The organism is Shewanella sp. Sh95 (assembly GCF_001308045.1).
In the GTDB taxonomy this organism is placed as follows: Bacteria; Pseudomonadota; Gammaproteobacteria; order Enterobacterales; family Shewanellaceae; genus Shewanella; species Shewanella xiamenensis.
The window spans coordinates 122,119-142,448 of the sequence record NZ_LGYY01000146.1 but is presented as its reverse complement, the minus strand read 5'-3'; the positions used below and the strand labels follow the sequence as shown (position 1 = coordinate 142,448).

Here is a 20,330-nt window from a genome sequence, read left to right as displayed (position 1 = left end):
ATGCCTCGCTTATCCTTGTATAGCCATCTGTAACTGTTTGTAAGATAAGAATTCTCGCTGTGATTCCTCTAGCCCAAGTTCTGCGGCTAAGGCGAGGAGCTGCGCTTCATAGATGGGCAACTTAGCTTCATCATTAGTCATGATTGCAAGCTCGGCAAAGTCTCCTAAACCTTCGAGCCAATCAAGCGTTAAATGAAATTCCCCGAGAAAATACACGCTGCGGCGTTTTTTAATCTCAAGCACACATTGATAGCCTAAAGTCCGTAGCATACTTTTGGCCTTGTTGGCATCCGTGATATTGACCGCCTCACAACGGTCTTTCTCGGGTCCTTTCACAATCCACAGCATGATGCCAGAGGGCTGCATCTCACGAATACACAGGCTTTTATGCTCCGCCGCTAACGACACTGAGGGCGAATCAAAATAGCAGTCATGCTCAAGATTATCCTCGAGCATCACCTCGGGGGATTTGGTGCTTAGGCGTGCCCAAAAGGCTTCACGGTCTGTAAGCCGATACTTAAGCTCAACCTCAAACTTGCCGTTAAAATGAGCGTTAATTTGCGGCGCAAGCTGTGCAGGCATAAAATTATTCATCAACTATCTCCATGATTACAACCTAGTTCAACCTAATCGACGATAAAGAGCCTGGTACGCCGCACATTCCTTGAGCAGACTTTGATGATTTCCTGAAGCAACGATTTTACCCTCAGCCATAAGGTGAATTTGGTCCATCTTGGCCATCGCCGTTAAACGATGGCTAATCATGAACAGAGTTTTATCCTTTGCAAATTCAAGTAGTAAACTTAGAATTTCCCGCTCGGTGCGCTTATCTAAGCCCTCGGTTGGCTCATCTAACAGTAACAAAGGCGCATCACGCAGCAATGCCCTTGCCACGCCAATTCGGCGCTGCTCACCGCCCGATAACTGCCGGCCGCCCTCGCCAATCCACATATCGAGAGGCTTGTCGCCTTTAAGTAATTCGCCTAAACCAACCTGTTGTAATACTTGGATAAAACGCTCGTCATTGGCGGTACGCTTTTGCCCTTCTGGCACAGGCAAGGCAATGGCAAGGTTCTCCCGCAGCGTGCCCGCGTACAGGTAAATCCGCTGGCTCACGACTGTCATCGCCGATCTTAATGCGCCCTCGCTATAGTCACTCAATTGATGACCATCAAGGTAAATCTGACCGCTTTGCGCCTGCCACTCTCGGGTAATTAAGGACAATAAACTGGATTTACCGCAGCCAGTGGAGCCCAATAGCGCCACCTTTTGGCCCGGCTTTATCTCGAGGGATAAGCCCTGAAGCACGTGCTGGCTTTCGCTATAACTAAATTGGATATCGCGGATCAGCAATCCACCAGAGGTCGCCTTAAGATCTGTATCTGTACTAAAACGAATATCGCTTTCTTGCTCGGTGATTTCGTTAATACGCGTTGCCGCCAGCACACAACCGGACAAATGTTGGAAGGCGCCCGCAATCGGCATCATCATTTCCACACAGGCCATAGTGGCAAACACCATCAAGGCGAACATCGGGCCGGGAGGCACGGCATCGCCCACGCCATTGGCGGCTAAAAATAGCATCATGATGAGTGCCGAGCCCGTCGCCAGGATCAGCATGGCTTGGCTTAAGGCGGTGATATTCGCCATCGCCCCTTGGCTAGCAAATAACGCCTGCTCAGCCTCGTCGAGCTTGTGTCTGTATCTGGCGTTTGCACCAAATAAACTCAGCTCCGCTTGGCCTTGTAATATATCGAGTAACTGCACTCGATATTGGCGTTTAGTCTCCAGCATATTGCGGCTAGGCGCATGCCCGAGACGATAAAACAACAGTGGTAGCAGCAGCCAAATCACCACTAAAAACAGGCACAAACTTAAGGCCAGCTTGGCATCAAACCATGCGAGGAACAGATACAAAAATGCCGTCATCAGCAAGGAAGCCGCCATCGGCGTCAGTAGTCTTAAATACAGATGGTCGAGCGTATCTATATCCGCCACGAGACGATTGAGCATATCCGCGCGGCGCAATCCTTGTAGATTTTTAGCGCTGAGCGGGAAGAGTTTTCGCCACGCCCACACCCGTAGTTCGGTTAATAATTTAAAGGTTGCCTCATGGGTTGCTAAGCGCTCACCGTAACGACTGGCCGTTCGCGCGATAGAAAGGAAACGCACGCCCCCCGCGGGAGTAAAAAAGTTAAAGGATTGGGAGCCGATAATAGTTAATCCCGCCACCGCCGTCGCCGATAAAAACCAACCCGACAACGACAATAAGCCAATCCCCGCCATCAAAGTGGTAAGGGTGAGCACTAGCCCAATAACCATCATTAACCATTGATGGGAGAACAATCGAATGAAGGGAAGGAGTATTCTCATTGTGCACCTCCCTCTGTTGTCCCTAACGCAATATCGACGCGAGTATCAGGCATTGGTGTATCCAGCTCAATATCGGCTACCGACTCGGTATTTTCATGCAACATGGTTTGGAATAAACCCGCCTGCATAGAAAGAGTCGCAAAGTCGCCTCGCTGGACAATCAATCCCTTATCTAAGACTAAGATCGACTGCATCCGATCGAGCTGATCTAATCGATGGGTCACCATAATGCACATCTTGCCCGCCATCGCACGGTTCAAGGTGAGCGTTAATAGTTGCTCGCTAACACTGTCTAAACTCGCGGAGGGTTCATCAAGGATAAACACCTGCGACGCCTGTGCTAGCGCCCGCGCCAGAGCTATACGTTGTGCCTGCCCAACCGATAGGGTTGATGATTGTTCACCGATAGCTGTCGCTAAACCAAGGGGTTGCATGCGCACAAATTCATGGATATTGGCTTGCTCTAACAAGTGCCACACCTGCTCGTCTGTAATATTAGGATTGGCTAGGGCTACGTTTTCCCGCACTGTGCCATGGAATAACTGTGGCTCTTGTCCAAGCCACGCTAATTGGCGCCGCCAGTAGGCAAAATCAATGCTGGAGAGCTCAACACCATTAATCAGTAACTTGCCTTCATAGGGTAAAAATCCTAATAGCGCGTTGAGTAAACTGGTTTTGCCTGCACCACTTGGGCCAACTAAGGCTAAATGTTCCCCCTGTTTCAATTCAAAACTAATGGGCCCTAATAAGCGGCTGCCATCAACGCTAAAGACCTCAAGTTCTTCAGCTATCAGGCTTTCAATCTTCTCAAGTCTGGTATCACCAACGACTGAGTCTGTTGGCTGAGGCTCGGGATGCTCAAGCAGAGTCATTAAAGCCTGCGCGGCACCAATCGCCTGCGCTTTGGCATGGTAGTGAGTGCCCATATCCCTTAACGGCTGATAAAACTCAGGCGCTAAAATGAGGATAAACAAACCGACAAACAGGCTAAAAGGTAAACCTTCATTCGTATTAGGCCCAATTTGAGCGTGCGCGCCATAGTAGCCAAAATCGAGGTGACCTAAGTAACTAAAACCAAAGTAAACCGCTAATACAGCAATCGACACCGCCGCAAAAAACTCCAGTACCGCCGAGCTTAAAAAAGCCATGCGCAGCACCGACATGGTTCGGCTGCGAAACTCCTCCGATGCCTTTTCAATCACCTTCAGCTCAGCATCGCCTCGATTGAATAGCTTTAAGGTCGCAAGCCCTTTTAATCTATCCATAAAGTGGCCACTTAATCTGGCTAAAGCATTGAAGTTTTTACGATTGGCATCAGCAGCGCCCATACCGACAAGGATCATAAACAGCGGGATAAGGGGCGCGGTTAACAGCAAAATCAGCCCCGCCGCCCAGTTGATGGGAAACACGGCGATGAGGATCAATAAGGGGATCACGCCAGCAAGCGTCATTTGCGGTAAATAACGAGCATAAAAATCTTGTAAATCTTCAACTTGCTCTAACACTATGCTTGCCCAACTGCCAGCGGGTTTGCCTTTAATAAACGCAGGGCCGAGCCGAGTTAATTTATCCATTACCACACTGCGGATCTGTTGGCGTAAACGCCTACCCGCTTCAAAACTGGCACGCTCGCGGCCATAGGCAAGTATTGCTCGCAATAACATTAAGCCAATCAAGGCCATAAAATGCGGCAGATAATCACTCGCGCTGATAACAGTCTGAGCGCTATCGGCGCCGAATCCGAGCAATCCATTACCAATAATCACACCATCGAGGAGAGTAGCAATTAAATAAGCCTGCACGATCAATGCAATAGCACTTAATATTCCACACCAGACCGAAAGTTTAAGAAACCAGCCACAGGCCTTTTTTTGCGACTTGAGCCAAACAAGAAGGGACTTTTCTAACGACTTATCCATGGTGCTCCAACAAAACCAACACTGCAGTAAATTGTAGAAATCGATCTAACGCTTACCAATCAATGCCAAGGACTTGCAATAAGCGAAAAGCTTCGATAGGGACGCAGTATCGCAGGCATCCCCAACAGATGAAACCTTGGACGTATCTTTTGCTAAAAGATTCACGAAAATGCGATGATGATCAATAAATTCAGATTTAGCTCACACAGATAAATACTTCACGCCTATAAACACTTATCTAGAACCACGTATTCGCACTCTCACATATCATCAAACTTAAAAATCTTTGTTGATTAGGGATAACCCTATTTAACGAGGATAAAGACTAAAATATTAGCTAACTGGTCATTAGCGAAATTGTTGGATAAGATAGGAATAATTTTCAAGGAGTTAGATAGCAATGACAAACAAACATTCCGGTTTCACGTTAATAGAACTTGTTGTTGTGATTATTATTTTGGGCATTTTGGCTGTAGTGGCTGCCCCCAAATTTGTTAATTTACAGTCTGATGCGTACAAAAGTCAGTTGTCGGGTGCATTGGCATCAATGAAGTCTGCGGTCACCTTATTCAAGGCAAAATCAGAAATCGCCAACACAGGTACGACTAATCGTGTGGTTTTTGATGGTATTAGGGGCGAGAATTACCAACCTTGGGCCGCAAGCAGTAGTGGCACAGCACCTAGTGCGGGCTACACAACACCACCTGAAATTTTTAATGCCGCAGGCTTAAGCGTGAATGATTGGTCCTACCGTATTTATACATCCAACGGCACCTATCAAGTCATTGCAACCCCAAAGCAAAAGTTAAATCTCGCGACTCCGACTCAAGCCGAGGTATCAGCAACTAATTGTTATATAGACTATAAATGGGAGACAACAGGTGTTCCGACCTATACTAAGGTTGACACAGGTTGCTAATCACTGAGGCTTGTTGACGTTTTCGGCGCAATCAAAACGTCAATAGTGCGCATGTAACCATATTTAGTGACCCTATTTCCGCGCTAAGGCTGAATACCACCGTATTTGACTAACACATGCCAAAGTAGCTTGAGTTCATGGGCTACTTGAGCACGATTACCTCGATCTCGCCAATGCTGGGGCGAATGGTATAAATCCCGCGCAGCAACCCCAATGGCATAAGCATCGACGCTGTCGTCAATCGCAATACGTTCGGCCAGAGATGGCATAGTGGGTCCACGGAAATCGCTAGGGATCTGAGCCGTATGCAGGCTAAAACCATTATGGTATTGCAGCTCAATATCGTAACGGTCGCACAACTTAGTTAACGTTGCCCCGATTTCAGTTCCTTTAAAACTCGGATCAGCCACCAGCATGGCAATATCTTCATCGAGTGACACGTCACCGTGAATTTGCGCTTCGATATAATGATCAAGATTTGTCGACATCGGGCGTTCAAAGCGGGCAAGCAATGACGAATTAAGCTGATGCGCCAAATAATGGATCACATTTAGAGGCTTAAAGTCCGCTTTACCCAAGGCATAGTGGCGCTCAAAACTCTCGGTCAGCAGTGCCGCTAGCACATCATCAAAACAAGATAATGTCCCCTTTTCCTTAGGATTACGGTAAGAATCAAGGTAAGTAAAGGTCGAACGCGTGAGCAATTGTGAGTGGGTGAGCAGATAACAACTGCCAAAACGCGGGGCGGGGCCATCCTGCCACATGCCTAAATCTAAAGCGCCATACTTAGGGCGGGATTTGGTTCCTTTATACACATCGCCAAATAGCTGATTTTCCCAATGATCCCTTGGTCCTCCAAGCTCAGGTGATAACTGCCCATTGGAAATATGAGTCTCGAACTGACTACGGTATTGCCCGTCACGTAGAAGCCCTTCGGCGACTGTTAGACCTCGGCTGTCGATTCTGTCGGGATGGAAATGCAGTGCAACGCGGCCACACTGAAATAATTGCTTGAGTGCTAACTGCATCTCCTGCATGGGAATATTCGACATCTGCTGCACGTTTTTAATCACAGCCACGGCCTGCTCACTTCGCCCACGTGCAAGGCGTTCAATATGCTGTATTGCTGTCATAATCCACCCGCCATGAGGCGTTAATATTCCTGAGCAGAACTATCTTAAGAATGCAATGGTGCAGAATTCAACCTGCAAACGGAAAAACATCCCGCGAATCTTTACATATCCCGTTTATGAATATGTCTGGCCAACACTTTGGCAACCTATTGAGGAATCTTGTTAATTTTACCTCAAGTTGAACTACTTATAAGCAATCAAATTAACATAAACGTGATCTTTCGCTAAATACTGAACAAGATACTGATAGGTCGATAAATTAGCCACTAATGAAATAGGATTTTTATGCCTTTATACAACAAAATGCTTTCAGTCGTAGCACTGAGGCCCCTGTTAATGTAAGCTGCACGCCCGCCGTTCAGGCTATACCAAAGCAACGATGCGATGTTGCCACAAGAGATCCATTAATGAGTTTTTCCGCCTTAGGTTTATCCGCACCACTCCAAAAAGCCGTATCCGAACAGGGCTATGACACGCCATCTCCCATCCAAGTGCAAGCAATTCCAGCTGTACTAACGGGCAAAGACGTCATGGCTGCGGCCCAAACGGGAACAGGAAAAACCGCAGGTTTTACGCTGCCATTACTGGAATTACTCGCTAAAGGCCAAAAAGCCAAGTCAGGACAAACTCGCGCCTTAGTCTTAACTCCTACGAGGGAACTGGCGGCACAAGTTGGCGAAAGTGTTGAAACCTATGGTAAATATCTACCACTGCGTTCAGCTGTGGTCTTTGGTGGCGTGCCTATCAACCCGCAAATCAATAAATTACGTCATGGTGTTGATGTGTTAGTTGCCACACCAGGGCGACTATTAGATCTTGTGCAACAAAATGCGGTGAAGTTTAATCAACTTGAGATCTTAGTGCTCGACGAAGCGGATCGTATGTTGGATATGGGCTTTATCCGTGATATCAAAAAAATCCTTGCACTCTTACCCGCTAAGCGACAAAACCTGATGTTTTCAGCCACCTTCTCCGATGAGATCCGTGAGCTTGCAAAAGGGTTAGTCAATCATCCGGTTGAGATTTCCGTCACGCCGCGCAATGCCGCAGCAACGACGGTTAAACAATGGATTTGCCCCGTTGATAAAACGCAAAAATCAGCCCTGCTGATCCAACTCATCAAACAGGAAAACTGGCAGCAAGTGTTAGTGTTTTCGCGTACGAAACATGGCGCAAACCGACTCGCGAAGAGCCTTATCCAAGCCGACATTAGCGCTGCCGCGATCCACGGTAATAAAAGCCAAGGTGCGCGCACTAAAGCCCTCGCCGACTTTAAGAGCGGTGAAGTTCGCGTATTGGTTGCGACCGATATTGCCGCCCGCGGTTTAGATATCGATCAGTTACCGCAAGTTGTTAACTTTGATTTACCTAACGTGCCTGAAGATTATGTGCATCGCATTGGCCGTACCGGCCGTGCTGGCGCCACAGGCCAAGCCGTTTCATTAGTCAGCAGCGAAGAAATTAAACTGCTTAAAGATATTGAGCGATTAATTAACCGCGTGCTCGAGCGCCAAGAAGTTGCAGGTTTTGGCCCAGTGCATGCGCTGCCCGAAACAACGCTCACTCCCCAAGGCAAAAATCATAAAGTAAAAGCCGTGGCAAGCCAGCGTAAACACCGCAGTGCAGGAAAACCTGCCCCACGATCTGGTTCTGGCCGTGATGTGTCTCAAACATCAAGCGTTCGAGATGGCTGCCACGATAAGCACAGCACGCCATCACGCAACAGCAATGAACATCATAATACCGAGGCAGCAGTTGCACGCTCGCCAAAACCAAAGAGTAAGCATCCTCAGCGCGATGGCGGCACAACTAACAGTGCAACGGCGGGGAACAATGCAAAAGCGAAACCGCATTCAGGTGCACAGCAACGTAGCCATGCAGAACGAAGCGACAAATCAAACAATGATGGACGCCGCCAAGAGCAGCCCAAAGGCCGCAATCCACACAGTGTAAAACCGGCTTCGAATGAGCCGAAACAGCACTCACATCGCGCAGATAACCGCCCGAATCGTGTTAAGCCTTAATCGCGTTAACTAATTAATCGCCGTTAAGCTTCAGCCAGTTATCCAAAAATGCACAATAAAAATGCCCAGAGCCTAAGCGCTGGGCATTTTTATTTTACTAAACAAATTGATAGCGATAGTGCTAAATCCCTAGACTGTGCGCACCTTAAATTGCAGCATCGCTTCACGTAATGAATTTGCCTGTTGGGAGAGTGACTCACTAGCTTTAGCCGTTTCAAAAGCGCTGCTAAGCACAGACTCACCTGAATCCCGTATGGTATTGATCCGTTCACTAATATCCTCAGCCGTGACAGCTTGTTCCTCACTCGCGGTAGCCACTTGTGCATTAGCCTGTGATAACTGAGTTAATGCATCCGAAATTTCAAGCAAGTTTTGTTTGATTTGGTTAACTAATAGAGATGAATCCTTGATTTGTAATTCATTTTTACCAAATGAATCCACAGCAGATTTTGCATCAAGTACTAAGGTTTGGATAAGTTCACTGATTTCCTGTGTGGCTGTTTGGCTGCGAGTTGCCAATGCACGAACCTCATCGGCAACCACGGCAAACCCTCGACCTTGCTCACCCGCTCTTGCCGCCTCGATTGAGGCATTTAAAGCAAGCAGATTGGTCTGCCCTGCTATTGCATCAACCACAGACACAAAGTTTAAGATTTTACCTGTACTTGCCTGTAACTGCTGAATAAGCTGACTGGACTGCTGGGCGCTAACCACTAATTGCTGAGTAATTTTCTCACTCGCGTCAACAACGGCACAGCTTTCTTTCACTCGGCTTTCCGCTTGTCCAGAGGAGTAGGATGCACTCTCGGCGCTGCTAGCAACTTCAGTAATTGTCGCCGCCATTTGGGTCATGGAGGTGGCAACTTGATCTGTATCTTCCTGCTGACTAAGTATCGCTTTACGGTTATTTTCAGCTACAGCATTAAGCTCTGTAACCATAGATGCGATTTCTTCACTGCGACCAATCACTTGCCCAACAGTTTTACTGAGGGTTAGGGCCATTTGATTCATACTAACTGTCAGCTCACCCAGTTCATCTTTCGATTCAACTTTTAACTCTCGACTAAAGTCTCCCGACTCCATCATGGCAGCAGCGTTACGTAAACGCATGATTGAACGCACTATGTACTGGCTAAAGGCGATTCCTATAACTAATCCCAAAATCAATGCGATAGCAGAAATGACCACTAAACCATAAATGGCGTGCAACTCTTCATCCTCTGTGATGGATACTGCCGTTTCAGTCATTTGCTCTAAACGCAGTGCAAATTGACTTAGCTGAGTATTAAATTCGCTCTGGGTTTGTTCCAGTTCGTTAACCTGCTGCACCAAAGCAGTAGGATTAGTGCGTTGCTGGATTGCGGCGACCACGGTGGCAAGCTTTAGATCGTAATCTCGATAAACTCGAATAATATTGGTAATTTCTTGAGTTAACTGTTGTGTTTTATCTCGTAACTCTGAAGATTGGGGATATGCTAGCGCCTCATTGAGCATAGTTTGGGTCGACATCAACTCATTATTAATCCGCTCTTTATGTTGAATCACTTCTCCAATAAAGCCGTCAATTAATCGCTCCTGCGCTGAAACGGGTATCTCAGAGGCTCTGAAAGCCTTCTCAAGGCTAATCGAACTCTCAAGCTGCAAGATAGTAACTTCATTCGACAATTTCACTAATGGTATGTTTTCTAATGCAATTGTGTGAATTTCATCAGCAACCCGCTTCATTTTAAGCAAGCTAAATCCTGCTAATACCAGAATCAGTAGCAGCATAATGCCGATTAAACTGCCCATTTTATATCTGATCTGCAAATCTCTTAAGAAGCCAAGCATAAGGATGCTACTCCAACTGCCAATGTCTTATTTGTCTTTATATAGCATAGATGGAGTTTTGAGCTTTGCTGCAATGAGCACGCTTGGGTTAAACAAAAAATTTAATCCCTACCCCCAACCCTTGTCCGACATATAAAGCAAAACAGGTGATGGTGTTTATATGGAATGGTGTTTATATGAAATGGCGTAAACGCTTGCTGGATATTGCGATAACGGGAATGCAGATCCGACGAAAACTTGCATTCACCTGAGAGATAACAGAAGATCCAACAGCCTTTTTTATTGCGTTAAGCCCGTAGATGACACACACAGCCCCAACCAACACCACATTACCCAACGCAGAGCTTGCGCAGCAGGATATTGGCTCACAGAGCACTGCACCAGAAAGCATTGCATCAGACCATTTTGTATCGGAGAAGGTTGTGCCTGAAACAAGCACATTACTAACGCAGGCGTTTGATCTCAATAGCCAGATCCGTTCACAATTTCCGACATTAACCCAAATGTTGGGCGATTATCCCCTGTGTTATCTCGATACCGCGGCCACCAGCCAAAAGCCGCAGTGTGTGTTAGAGGCAATGGCACAATATTACCAATACGACAATGCCAATGTGCACCGCGCAGCGCACCAGTTATCGGCGCGCGCCACTTCTAGCTACGAGAAGGTGCGCGATCAATTGCAGGTATTTATCAATGCCAAACGCCGTGAAGAAATCATTTTCACCCACGGTACCACTGAGTCCATCAACTTAGTCGCGTTTGGCTTAACGCCACAACTTAAATCAGGCGATCTGATTTTGATCGACAGCGCCGCCCACCACGCCAACATTGTTCCGTGGCAAGAATTGGCAAAACGCACTGGCGCTATCATTAAACCTATTCCGCTGACTCAAGATTGCCGACTTGATCTAAATGCCTACCAAGCCTTGCTGGAACTGAAACCCAAGGTTGTCGCCCTGTGCCATGTATCCAACGCCTTAGGTACGGTAAATCCGGTGGTGGAGTTAGTTCGCCAAGCAAAAGCCCAGGGGGCACTCACCTTAGTCGATGGCGCGCAGGCCGTGGCACATTTAAGTGTTGATATGGCCGCCATCGATTGTGATTTTTATGTGTTTTCTGGCCACAAGATGTACGGCCCGACGGGCATTGGCGTGCTTTATGGCCGTTTCGAGATACTCGATACCCTTACACCGCTACTTACGGGCGGCGAAATGATCAAACGCGTCAGTTTTGATGGCACCGAATTTGGCAGCTTGCCTAATCGCTTAGAGGCTGGCACACCGCCGATCAGTGCAGTGATTGGCCTTGGCGCCGCTCTCCGCTTTTTGCAACAACACCTCACGTCAGAGGTTAAAGCCCATGAAGCTGAACTGCTTGAGTATTTGCAAAACCAACTACGCGCCCTTGGCGATGTGCATCTGTATGGCGCGCATCGCGATAATATTGGCACCGTCGCTTTTAACCTTGCCGATGAACATCATCAGGATGTGGGCATTTTATTAGATCAACAAGGCGTTGCAGTTCGCTGCGGCCATCACTGCGCCATGCCCTTAATGCAAACCCTTAACCTTAAAGGCTGTTGCCGCGCCTCAATTGGTATCTACACCAATAAAACCGATATCGACCGCTTTATTGCCGCCTTGGCCTCAGTTAAAGAATTGCTACTCTAAGGTTTATCCTTAAAGCCATCAGCAAAACAGATAAAAAGAGGATAGTTCCCCATGACATTGCCAATCATGCCTCCAGCAACCGATTTTGCTTATCAGGTTGAGGATGCAGCGACATTACTAGCACGGTTTGAGCAGGCACCAAACTGGCAGGAAAGATATCGCCAAATCATGTTACTAGGTAAAACCTTACCGACTTTAGCGGACGCGTTTCGCCTTGAGTCTGCTCAAGTGAAGGGCTGCGAGAGTGATGCCTGGCTGTACCATCTAGAGCAAGACGGTAAGCATTATTTTCTGGCCGATAGTGATGCGCGCATCGTGAAGGGGTTAATCGGTTTACTGTTGAGTGCCTGTCACGGCAAACAGAGCGACGAGATACTCGCCTTTGACCCTTCCGCCTATTTCAAACAATTAGGGCTAGAGGGCCAATTAAGTCCCTCACGAACCAACGGCTTACATGCCTTAGCTAAGGCAATGATTGATGCGGTAAAACCCTAAATCAATCTGCGGGTTAAATCGACAAAAGAGGGATTTAATCAAAGACTTCTATGCTTTAACAGGGTATAAAGAAGTACAAATGAGCTTAATCTAAAGGAGAGTGCACGTCCATGAAGGCTATCAATCACCGTCGCCGAACTCTGCTCAAAGGCCTCAGTGCAGTTACTGGATTGAGCGCCGCCAGTGCATTAAGCCCTTTTGCCAGTTTCTCTAGTCTTGCCGCGCTGCTTCCTCCACGTGCACGGCGCTTATATATCGATGGTTTATCCTTTTTGCCCGATGATTTAGCCGATGTTCGCGCCTCAGGCCTCGATGCCTTTCTGTGTGATATCTCCGCCATTGAAACCATTGAACAAGCCGACGGCACCTTAAACTACAAGCGAACCTACAAAGCCTGCATGGACAGCATCCAGCAAGCAGCAAAACGGGTGAGCGAGCATCCCGATATCCTCTTACAAGGCTTAACAGGACGCGATATCCAGCTTGCGAGGGAGAGCAATCGCACGGCAGTTTTCTTTCAAATCCAAGGTGCGGACTGTGTTGAAGATGATAGTGATGCCAACCAATGGGCCCGTGTCGATGCGTTTCATCGCCAAGGCCTACGCGCACTGCAACTCACTCACCATTATGGCAATACCTTTGCGGGCGGAGCGCTAGATAACGATGCCAATGGCGGACTCAATAAACCGCTGACGAATCATGGGCGAGCGCTTATCGCAAAACTCAACCAAGCCAATATATTAATCGATGTGAGCCACTCAAGCGCCCAGACCGCGTTAGATGTGGCTAAACTGAGCCGCGCGCCAATCGTTCAAAGCCATGGCGCTGCGCGCGGGATCGTTAAACATGCCCGTTGTAGCCCAGATGAAGTGATCCGTGCTATTGCTAATTCAGGCGGTGTTTTTGGTGTCTTTATGATGAGCTTTTGGCTCACCAATAAGGCCGTCCCAACGATCAATGACTATATCCGCCAATTAGAATATGTGGCCCGGGTCGGTGGAGTTGATTGTGTGGCCATCGCCAACGATTTTCCGCTGCGAGGTCAAGAAAATCTGTTAGCCCTGAATAACGATAATGCCCAAGGCATTAAGGAATATCAGGATTGGTGGTACAGCCTAAGGGCCAAAAAAGTATTAGGCTTTGATGCTGAACCAAGGCATGTAGTGATCCCTGAGTTAAACCATATCGAACGCATGAGTCGGATTGATGATGCCCTAGCCAAGGCCCGATTTAAATCGACCGACCGCGACCGCTTTATGGGCGGCAACTGGCAACGAGTGTTAAATCAAGTATTAATCTAAATCCATCACCGCATAACTGGTACTTAGATAACAGCTCCAAGACAGCTTACTCGAGGATGATGGGAAACCTAACAGGATAACCATGCTAACCACACTTGCCATCTCTAACTACCGCACCTTAAGGGAAGTCGTCTTACCCCTGGGCCGACTTAATGTCGTCACTGGCGCTAACGGTAGTGGCAAATCTAATTTATACAAAGCATTACGTCTATTAGCGCAAACGGCGCAGGGTGGCGTAGTCAATGCTTTAGCACAAGAGGGCGGCTTAGATTCCTGTTTTTGGGCTGGACCTGAGAATCTGACCAAGGGCATGTTAGCAGGTGATACCCCCATCGAAGCGACCGTAAGGCAAGCGCCAAAACGCCTAAAGCTAGGCTTTGCGGGCGAAGATTTTAGTTATCTGATTGAACTTGGCCTGCCCAAACCCGACTCGACGACCCTCTTTGGCTTAGATCCCCAAATCAAACGAGAGGCGATTTGGAATGGTGCAAAATACCGTCCAGCAAGCGTCTTAGTCGAGCGCCGCGGCCCTATGGTGAAAAGTCGCAGCCAAGATGGCCAAGGCTGGATTACCCTAAGCGCACACCTGCAAACCGGTGACAGTATGTTTACCGAACTTGCCGATCCAGAACGCAGCCCTGAAGTGTTAACGCTAAGGGATAGCATTCGTGCTTGGCGTTTTTATGATCATTTTAGAACCGATGCCGAGGCTCCGGCCCGCCGCCCTCAACTTGGCACAGCAACGCCCGTGCTACACCATGATGGCCGGGATCTTCCCTCTGCTATACAAACTATTTTTGAAATTGGCGATAAGAGCGCTTTTGACCATGCGGTGAGCGATGCCTTTCCGGGAGCGAAGGTTCGTATCACGCCTCAAGCGGGTGGGATCCTACAACTTGAATTTCATCAGCAAGGTTTATTAAGACCACTGCATGCGAGCGAGTTATCCGATGGCACACTGAGATATTTACTGTTAATTGCCGCCCTGTTGACTCCAAGACCACCGGAACTCATGGTGTTAAACGAACCCGAAACAAGCCTGCATCCTGATTTATTACCCGCATTAGCGAGACTTATCGCTAAGGCGTCCGAGGTATGTCAATTATGGGTAGTGTCACACGCTAATCGATTAATCAATGCCTTAAGTCAGTTTGAGGAATGTAATACTTTGGCTCTGGATAAAACCCTAGGGCAAACTCAAATCTTAGGTCAGGATTTGCTCAATACACCCAGTTGGCAATGGCAAAACAGCTAGACCTCACGCATCATAAAATACCGCTAGCCACAAGGTTTCGCCCTGTATACAAGTCGAAGCGACGCGGTGTTTTTCATGGGGCGCGATGGTGAGATAATCTCCTGGTTTAAGTGTTAACAATCTACCTTGCTCAAATTCGAGTTGTGCCTCTCCTTTGAGCAACATCACCCATTCATATTGTGTTTGATCGTACCAATCACCCTCAGGGGTTGAATGGCCTTTGGAGATAATGCGCTCAATCTTCACATTGCCATTTCCGGCAAGGGTTTCAAACACTTCTTGTGAAAGATCACTTGGGAGTGACTGATAAAAATTTTGTAGCATCATGAATCCAGATCTCGACTTAAGGGCAAGATAATCTATTGAGAAACCAAAGTATAACCCGTTATCATAGGCCTATTTGACTTAAGAAATTTACCAGATAAGTCAGTTGTATCATATGGATTTGGAGATGTTGACCTATGTCGTTGTTGAACGCATTTAAAGCAAAGTTGTTTAATACCAAAGAAAAACGCGGCGTCCAGCAAGACATTCCATCTCAAGCAGCTCGGCCGCAAGCCACTCAAGCAGCCTCCTCGTTTAAGCCTTATTTTAGCCTTGCCATCCAGGCCACTCCGGCGCAAGCCAATCGAGTGGATACTCAGGCAGCGATAAATCGATATTATTTTGATAACCCGCAAACCATTGAACTCCTTGGCTGGGAACATAAACATGAGTCCTGTACTTTTCACGATACTCAGTTTGACAGCATTGAGGTCAATGGACCTGGGCAATATTTTTATCTAGGCAAAGATAAAACCTGTAGTCTGCTCCCTCATCCCAATAATGCCCAGCAAACACTATGGCAAGTTGAACTCTATAACCAACAAGATTTAGTGACTTGCCATTTTATTATCGACTCAGCTCATACCGTTCAAGGCGATATGCAAGATTTCTCCAGCCTCACAGGGAAATTGCAGCGTACTTTACATCAAATTCATACCGAGCAAGGGCGCTCGCTGCTGAGGATAATCACCCTATCCCCTAACATCACTCAGGCGGTAGATTGCAATTACTTTGGTGAGCGCAACGGGATAACGCGCCAGCTCAATGCCTTAGGTGTACTGCAATTTGAGGGGCATTTCGTTAATGACCAACAACTTGGCCGCCAAACTTGGTACGACCATGAAGGAAAAATCAATCAAGTCGAAGAACGCCAGCTCGATGGTATGTTACTCACCTACTACCATAGTAATGGTCAGATAAGGGAAACCGCAGAAAAGGATAGCGAAGGCAATTATATCAATCAGTTAAAACGCTATTATGAATCTGGCAATCTATGGCTGACGCGCCCAATGGTGGCAAATCACATCCACGGAATTGAGTATATGTACTATGAGGATGGCAAGCTGCAAGCCGAATTAACCCATGATATGGGTCAGCCTGTTAACGAGCTTTGGTATCATCCCAATGGCAATCTTAAGCAAGAGGTCCACTTCAATCAGGTAGGCAAACGCATTGAGACTTACTATGAAGATGGCCAACTCGCGTGGCAAGTACAACTCAATTCACAGGGGGTAAATGAAGGCCTGCGACAAGAATGGCACCCCAATGGCGTGCTTGCAAAACAGCTCAATTTTAGTAACGGTATCGCCCATGGCAACAGTGAACAATGGTATCCCAATGGGCAGTTAGAACAGTGCATTCCCTTTGAAAATGGCCATGAGCAGGGCCTTGCCACTTGGTACCATGAAAATGGCCAACTCGCCCTTGAAATCTACCTTGAAAAGGGCTTAAGAGAAGGATTATTTCGCAGTTACTATGAAAGCGGTGTCCTATCTGCCGAAGGTCAATATCGACATAATCTCTCAATTGCGCCCTTTATTGAATACTATGAAAACCAACAAATTCAAATGTATTTGCCCCATACCCAAGGCAATCGTGATGGCACAGCACGCTGGTTTTATGAAGATGGCACCATCCGCACTATTACAGAATATGTCGTTCGAGAGGGACAGGGTTATCTCAAACAAAGTAGCGCCTACAACAAGCAGGGCATCCTTGAATCCTTTGAGAGCCACTCAAATACTCGCTGCGGCTATCATCTTGAGAATAATCAAAGGCAATACTATCAAGAAGGCACTCCTGATACTCGGATAGAATACTATCAAGATGGGACAATTCGTTGGTTGTTGACTCGCTTAGAAGGGGAACGATACAGCTCAAAATCCTTTTCTGAACAAGGCAAACTCATCGAAACGGGTTTTATCACCTATATCGATGGTGATTACCTTGATGTCGGCCATTGGCAACGATTTACGCCTCAAGGGCAACTGTATCGTGAAGCGTGGCTCAGCGACGATGGTAAGCTCAATGAAAGCCGCCATTATTTTGATGGCGCAGAGGATACACAGGAACAAACTGCAACAATTCAAGCTGATGCTGATGAAACTCACTTGAATCTTACAGAAGTGACTTCAACTGGAGCAGACACTGCAAGCTGGCAGCAAGCAAAACAACCCGCTCCTATCCTCTCTTATCATTTAAAATTTGACCCAGATAGCCAACTCTACGCCATGAAGCGCTATCACCCCAACAGCCAAATCGCTGAGGAGGGTAACCTACACTTCCAAGGAGAAGAGCAATTTTGGGTCGGCATCCATAATCAATATGATGAGCAAGGTCGAATCACACTATCAGAAACTTACACTATGAGCGGAAAACCAATAGAACAGTCTAACGACCTAAACTACCGAGTATTAAATTGATTGGATATAAGCAAGCACACCAGCTTGCTTATAATATCTTGATACAAAAGTATTAAATTACAAGACTATAGTGCAAAAGTGGCGATAGTCTTTTGGATCCCGACCACATCGGTGCCGCGCTTAAGCTCTTTTACCAGTGGCTCACTTCGACCTGAAATCCAAATTCTTAGCTCGGCATCCATATCGAAATGGCCTGTGGTTTCCACTTCAAAATGGGTGATGGATTTATAGGGCACGGAGTGATAGCTGGTCTTTTGGCCCGTGAGCCCTTGCTTATCAATTAAGATCAAGCGCTTATTGGTAAATACAAACAGATCACGGACCACTTTATAGGCCAGCTTTAATTCTTCCTGAATCCCCATGATTGGGCGCAGCTCTTCGGCCAGCTCCTGTAAATTCACCTCAGAAGCATTTCCGAGCAACCCATCTAATAGTCCCATGCTGACATCCTTTATTATTAAAATTTTTCAATAAAGTATCCTTTCAGTAACCCATAGGCAACAATGAGAAAGCTGAGCAGCTGAAAAACAATAAAAAAGGGAGCATTGAATGCTCAATGCTCCCTTGCTATCAAGGCATTAATTAAAGCGCTTTTTGGCCGCGAACCTGACGGTTTTCACCGACAACAAGCATCTCGCACTTAGGGCAATCAAATACTAACTTAAGTACATCGTTACCGATCTCGAGCACCATAGGATCGGCCTTTATTCCCGGCACTTCCTTAGGACAAAGATTAAAGTTAAATCTCAGGCAGTGCTTAGTCACCATCAAAGGCACGTCTTCAGTCACGCCGTTTTTCTCGTAGGTATCCTGAATTTCAATCACGCCATGGCGCTGATAAAAATCCTTCGCCTTTTCGTTTGCCACGTTACCTAAGTAACTTAAGTGTTTGAATGGATACACAGCATCTTGGTTATATTTCCAAGGTTTTGGGCGTTGGTAGCCCTCTACACGGGCAAGTTCTAATGCCGCTACCGCATCACGGCGCAGGCCGTTAAGCGTTGAAGCAGGCAGGAACCAAGGCTGAGCAGTTTCGATACTAATCTGGCGCGCCGTAAAATCGGTACTGCCAAGCTTTGATAATTGTGTACGAATCGTCTGCAAGGTTTTTTCAGCGTCGGTGGCGGGTGTCTTTTCGACTTCCAACTCAACCGTAGCACTGAGGCCGTAGATATCGGTTAAAGTCAGCGCTACGCCCGTAGCGGTATCGGTTAAACGCATATCTACACCGATAATTCGCTTGGCCGACTCTTTCGCTAACAAGGCTTCAAATGCCTGATTATGGTTACGGTATAAAGTCATACCAACACGTAAATCCCGTGGAACTTGTAACACATGCAGCTTATGGCCTTCGGCGCGGTTTACCCGTAAACCTTGCAACTTGTCGTCGGACTGCTTTGCCATCGCATAATTGGGTGGAAAATACGCTAACCCATCACCGTTATTAAATTCGTGGGTTGAACTGACTTGAATAAAATCCTTACCAAGAGCGACCACTTTACCCACATCTTGGCCAATATATTTTGGCGAGCGAAAATCTTTAATCCCTTGGCTACGCTCATGGACAAAATAGTCGGTGCTGCCACGATTAAAGGTTTTTTCGGGATCAGGGGTAAACGTATGCTCAGTACGGCCATGGGATGAAGCCACAAACTCAGGGCGACGCGCCATAATGGCATCGAGTTTTTGGCGATAATGAGCGGTCACGTTTTTAACGTAACTTAAATCCTTTAAACGCCCCTCAATTTTGAAGGAGCGAACACCGGCATCAATCAAGGCTTCGAGGTTATCGGTTTGATTATTATCTTTTAATGAGAGTAAGTGTTCGTTTTGTGCTAACACATCCCCTTGGCGAGTCTTTAGATTTCCCGGCAGACGACACATTTGCGAACATTCACCGCGGTTAGCACTGCGATTACTAAAGGCATGGCTTAAGTTACATAATCCACTGTAGGCCACACACAGCGCGCCGTGGATAAAGAACTCAATCTGCATATTGGTATGAGCCGCAACCTCACGGATTTGGCTTAAGCCCAGCTCGCGCGCCAGTACCACCTGCGAGAATCCCACTTGCTCTAAGAAGGCAACTTTTTCGGGATTACGGTTGTCCATTTGCGTACTAGCATGCAGCGCAATCGGCGGCAGGTTAAGCTGTAAAACCCCCATATCCTGCACAATCAGCGCATCGGCGCCCGCGTTATACACATCCCAAATCAGTTTTTCTGCGGTTTCGAGCTCATCGTCCATCAGAATCGTATTGAGGGCGACAAACACTTGAGCATGATACTTATGTGCAAAAGCACATAGGCGAGCGATATCTTCCACACTGTTACCCGCCGTTGCACGCGCCCCAAATGCTGGACCACCGATATAAACCGCATCGGCACCATGGCGAATGGCTTCAATACCATAATCGGCATTTTTTGCTGGCGCCAATAACTCTAGACGGTTATTAACGTGAAAAAGTGTCTCAGGGGTGTAAATCTCTGGCTGGCTCATACTTCACAGGCTCAAAATGAACAATAACGAAAAAGGTGACGAGTATAACAAAAACTCAAATCCAGCTCTATCTGCAAATCATTTTTCGCTGGATTAAAGCGAGGCGAGATAAGGAGGAGAGACAACAAACTTGCACCCCAGAGCCTAGCGGAGTATCTTTGCCGC

15 protein-coding genes are annotated in these 20,330 nt (G+C 47.1%); 7 read left to right on the top strand and 8 right to left on the bottom strand.

Translation table 11 applies throughout. From position 1 onward, the window contains the following. Positions 1-9: 9 nt before the first annotated feature. The 3 genes from cyaB to cydD are packed head-to-tail and all read right to left on the bottom strand — an operon-like array spanning position 10 to position 4,292. Positions 10-594, bottom strand: a complete 585-nt coding sequence (gene cyaB, locus AEA42_RS11100) for a class IV adenylate cyclase (RefSeq protein WP_055647746.1) — start codon at positions 592-594, stop codon at positions 10-12. 27 nt (positions 595-621) lie between these two features. Next, on the bottom strand, positions 622-2,373 hold the full coding sequence (cydC, locus tag AEA42_RS11095) for a cysteine/glutathione ABC transporter ATP-binding protein/permease CydC (RefSeq protein ID WP_055647745.1): 1,752 nt from the start codon (positions 2,371-2,373) through the stop codon (positions 622-624). Then, the gene (cydD, locus tag AEA42_RS11090; RefSeq protein ID WP_055647744.1) at positions 2,370-4,292 is read right to left on the bottom strand and encodes a cysteine/glutathione ABC transporter permease/ATP-binding protein CydD; all 1,923 of its coding nucleotides are present in this window, start codon (positions 4,290-4,292) and stop codon (positions 2,370-2,372) included. The genes cydC and cydD overlap by 4 nt, the downstream gene beginning before the upstream one ends. Before the next feature lie 400 nt (positions 4,293-4,692). Here cydD and AEA42_RS11085 point away from each other — a divergent pair, with 400 nt between their 5' ends. Further along, on the top strand, positions 4,693-5,211 hold the full coding sequence (locus AEA42_RS11085; protein WP_055647743.1) for a type II secretion system protein: 519 nt from the start codon (positions 4,693-4,695) through the stop codon (positions 5,209-5,211). Positions 5,212-5,294: 83 nt separating this feature from the next. On the opposite strand, the gene AEA42_RS11080 is transcribed toward AEA42_RS11085, so the two are convergent. After that, positions 5,295-6,344, bottom strand: a complete 1,050-nt coding sequence (locus AEA42_RS11080) for a DUF3626 domain-containing protein (RefSeq protein WP_037421804.1) — start codon at positions 6,342-6,344, stop codon at positions 5,295-5,297. Positions 6,345-6,751: 407 nt separating this feature from the next. Here AEA42_RS11080 and AEA42_RS11075 point away from each other — a divergent pair, with 407 nt between their 5' ends. Beyond that, positions 6,752-8,368, top strand: coding sequence for a DEAD/DEAH box helicase (locus AEA42_RS11075; protein ID WP_055647742.1), 1,617 nt, complete (start codon positions 6,752-6,754; stop codon positions 8,366-8,368). Between the two features lie 129 nt (positions 8,369-8,497). Here AEA42_RS11075 and AEA42_RS11070 read toward each other — a convergent pair whose 3' ends face one another. Next, positions 8,498-10,198 carry a methyl-accepting chemotaxis protein gene (locus AEA42_RS11070; protein WP_055647741.1) on the bottom strand — a complete coding sequence of 567 codons (1,701 nt, stop codon included), beginning with the start codon at positions 10,196-10,198 and terminating at the stop codon, positions 8,498-8,500. Between the two features lie 299 nt (positions 10,199-10,497). On the opposite strand from AEA42_RS11070, the gene AEA42_RS11065 reads away from it, so the two are divergent. From AEA42_RS11065 to AEA42_RS11050, 4 genes are all read left to right on the top strand, one after another. Then, positions 10,498-11,868 carry a cysteine desulfurase gene (locus tag AEA42_RS11065; RefSeq protein ID WP_082389639.1) on the top strand — a complete coding sequence of 457 codons (1,371 nt, stop codon included), beginning with the start codon at positions 10,498-10,500 and terminating at the stop codon, positions 11,866-11,868. 51 nt (positions 11,869-11,919) lie between these two features. After that, positions 11,920-12,363 (top strand): SufE family protein, encoded by a 444-nt coding sequence (locus AEA42_RS11060; RefSeq protein WP_055647740.1) that lies wholly within the window; start codon positions 11,920-11,922, stop codon positions 12,361-12,363. 110 nt (positions 12,364-12,473) lie between these two features. Beyond that, positions 12,474-13,664, top strand: coding sequence for a dipeptidase (locus AEA42_RS11055; protein ID WP_055647739.1), 1,191 nt, complete (start codon positions 12,474-12,476; stop codon positions 13,662-13,664). 82 nt (positions 13,665-13,746) lie between these two features. After that, positions 13,747-14,919, top strand: coding sequence for an AAA family ATPase (locus tag AEA42_RS11050; RefSeq protein ID WP_047533314.1), 1,173 nt, complete (start codon positions 13,747-13,749; stop codon positions 14,917-14,919). Positions 14,920-14,922: 3 nt separating this feature from the next. Here AEA42_RS11050 and AEA42_RS11045 read toward each other — a convergent pair whose 3' ends face one another. Next, positions 14,923-15,243 carry a cupin domain-containing protein gene (locus AEA42_RS11045; RefSeq protein ID WP_055647738.1) on the bottom strand — a complete coding sequence of 107 codons (321 nt, stop codon included), beginning with the start codon at positions 15,241-15,243 and terminating at the stop codon, positions 14,923-14,925. A 137-nt stretch (positions 15,244-15,380) separates the two neighbouring features. Between AEA42_RS11045 and AEA42_RS11040 the strand changes: the two genes are divergently transcribed. Next, a complete protein-coding gene (locus AEA42_RS11040; protein WP_055647737.1) occupies positions 15,381-17,666 on the top strand; it encodes a toxin-antitoxin system YwqK family antitoxin in 2,286 nt (761 codons plus the stop codon). Positions 17,667-17,731: 65 nt separating this feature from the next. On the opposite strand, the gene AEA42_RS11035 is transcribed toward AEA42_RS11040, so the two are convergent. Further along, positions 17,732-18,106, bottom strand: a complete 375-nt coding sequence (locus AEA42_RS11035; RefSeq protein ID WP_037421824.1) for a PH domain-containing protein — start codon at positions 18,104-18,106, stop codon at positions 17,732-17,734. A gap of 142 nt (positions 18,107-18,248) precedes the next feature. Beyond that, a complete protein-coding gene (locus tag AEA42_RS11030; protein WP_055647736.1) occupies positions 18,249-20,165 on the bottom strand; it encodes a U32 family peptidase in 1,917 nt (638 codons plus the stop codon). Between the last annotated feature and the right edge of the window lie 165 nt (positions 20,166-20,330).

Excerpts from the sequence above, each read along its gene's own strand:
- cyaB (WP_055647746.1), bottom strand. The coding sequence starts at position 594 with ATGAATAATTTTATGCCTGCACAGCTTGCGCCGCAAATTAACGCTCAT.
- cydC (WP_055647745.1), bottom strand. The coding sequence starts at position 2,373 with ATGAGAATACTCCTTCCCTTCATTCGATTGTTCTCCCATCAATGGTTA.
- cydD (WP_055647744.1), bottom strand. The coding sequence starts at position 4,292 with ATGGATAAGTCGTTAGAAAAGTCCCTTCTTGTTTGGCTCAAGTCGCAA.
- AEA42_RS11085 (WP_055647743.1), top strand. The coding sequence starts at position 4,693 with ATGACAAACAAACATTCCGGTTTCACGTTAATAGAACTTGTTGTTGTG.
- AEA42_RS11080 (WP_037421804.1), bottom strand. The coding sequence starts at position 6,344 with ATGACAGCAATACAGCATATTGAACGCCTTGCACGTGGGCGAAGTGAG.
- AEA42_RS11075 (WP_055647742.1), top strand. The coding sequence starts at position 6,752 with ATGAGTTTTTCCGCCTTAGGTTTATCCGCACCACTCCAAAAAGCCGTA.
- AEA42_RS11070 (WP_055647741.1), bottom strand. The coding sequence starts at position 10,198 with ATGCTTGGCTTCTTAAGAGATTTGCAGATCAGATATAAAATGGGCAGT.
- AEA42_RS11065 (WP_082389639.1), top strand. The coding sequence starts at position 10,498 with ATGACACACACAGCCCCAACCAACACCACATTACCCAACGCAGAGCTT.
- AEA42_RS11060 (WP_055647740.1), top strand. The coding sequence starts at position 11,920 with ATGACATTGCCAATCATGCCTCCAGCAACCGATTTTGCTTATCAGGTT.
- AEA42_RS11055 (WP_055647739.1), top strand. The coding sequence starts at position 12,474 with ATGAAGGCTATCAATCACCGTCGCCGAACTCTGCTCAAAGGCCTCAGT.
- AEA42_RS11050 (WP_047533314.1), top strand. The coding sequence starts at position 13,747 with ATGCTAACCACACTTGCCATCTCTAACTACCGCACCTTAAGGGAAGTC.
- AEA42_RS11045 (WP_055647738.1), bottom strand. The coding sequence starts at position 15,243 with ATGCTACAAAATTTTTATCAGTCACTCCCAAGTGATCTTTCACAAGAA.
- AEA42_RS11040 (WP_055647737.1), top strand. The coding sequence starts at position 15,381 with ATGTCGTTGTTGAACGCATTTAAAGCAAAGTTGTTTAATACCAAAGAA.
- AEA42_RS11035 (WP_037421824.1), bottom strand. The coding sequence starts at position 18,106 with ATGGGACTATTAGATGGGTTGCTCGGAAATGCTTCTGAGGTGAATTTA.
- AEA42_RS11030 (WP_055647736.1), bottom strand. The coding sequence starts at position 20,165 with ATGAGCCAGCCAGAGATTTACACCCCTGAGACACTTTTTCACGTTAAT.